1 protein-coding gene is annotated in these 490 nt (G+C 66.3%); it reads right to left on the reverse strand.

Going from position 1 to position 490, the window contains the following annotated elements; translation table 11 throughout:
• On the reverse strand, positions 1–488 hold a 488-nt coding region (locus ACR6JA_RS23175), incomplete at its 3' end, for a DUF2857 domain-containing protein (RefSeq protein ID WP_494599868.1).
• Positions 489–490: the final 2 nt, after the last annotated feature.

Genomic DNA, 490 nt, shown 5'->3' on the forward strand with positions numbered 1-490 from the left:
CGTATCGCCGACCAGATCACCGACATGGGCAGGGTCATGGCCTCGGCCAGATCCATGGTCAGCGCCAGCATCGCCATGTCGTCGGTCAGGGCGATATGGCGCTCGGTGACGCCGGCCTTCCAGCGCTCCCACAAGGCCACGTCCTGCGCCTCATCGAGCACCGGATGCCGGCCCTTGCGCTTGGGCAGCCCGAGGATGTCACGGCGCAGCGCCACTTCCTGATGCGTGAGGCCGTAGAACTTGCTGACCATCTCCGTGCTCGCCCCCAGGCGCAGCATGCGGTCCACCGTGGCGATCTCCCGCTCCACGTCGTGCACCTGGCTCAGGAGCCGCTTCAATACCTCCCGGTTCACCGACACCGAACACCACGACACCGTGGCATTCACCAGCATGCTCACGAGTTCGGGGTGCTTCAGCGCATCCAGCTCCTCCTCGCCGAAGCCCATGGCCTTGCAGCGGCGCAACTGGCCGTTGCGCAGGTCATGCAGGC

This window comes from Cedecea sp. B1(4), from assembly GCF_059414925.1.